At 47.2% G+C, this 398-nt stretch carries 3 tRNA genes; all 3 read left to right on the top strand.

Annotated features, from left to right (window positions below):
• The first annotated feature begins 112 nt into the window (after positions 1–112).
• The 3 genes from C2M29_RS09255 (at position 113) to C2M29_RS09245 (ending at position 388) form a co-directional block, all read left to right on the top strand.
• A tRNA-Gln gene (locus tag C2M29_RS09255) sits at positions 113–187 on the top strand.
• A gap of 1 nt (position 188) precedes the next feature.
• Positions 189–265: transfer RNA gene (locus C2M29_RS09250), tRNA-Met, on the top strand.
• A gap of 38 nt (positions 266–303) precedes the next feature.
• Positions 304–388 (top strand) — tRNA-Leu (locus C2M29_RS09245).
• Positions 389–398 lie beyond the last annotated feature (10 nt).

The following is a 398-nucleotide window of genomic DNA, read 5'->3' as shown; positions in this document are numbered from 1 at the left end:
GGAATTGGTAGACGCGCTGGATTTAGGTTCCAGTATCTTCGGATGTGTGAGTTCAAGTCTCACCTTCCGCACCATGTTCTTGATAAGAATTAAAACTATCAAACTCTATTGCTGGAGTATCGCCAAGCGGTAAGGCAGCGGGTTTTGATCCCGCCATTCCCAGGTTCAAATCCTGGTACTCCAGCCATGGCTACGTAGCTCAGTTGGTTAGAGCACATCACTCATAATGATGGGGTCCCCTGTTCAAATCAGGGCGTAGCCACCATTTTCTTTCTACCAATAAGAAAATGGGAAAAGCAATATGCGGGAGTGGCGGAATTGGTAGACGCGCTGGATTTAGGTTCCAGTATCTTCGGATGTGTGAGTTCAAGTCTCACCTTCCGCACCATGTTCTTGAT

This window comes from Pseudoalteromonas sp. T1lg48, assembly GCF_002964785.1.
Classification (GTDB): Bacteria; Pseudomonadota; Gammaproteobacteria; order Enterobacterales; family Alteromonadaceae; genus Pseudoalteromonas.
This window is presented reverse-complemented; position numbering and strand designations above follow the sequence as displayed.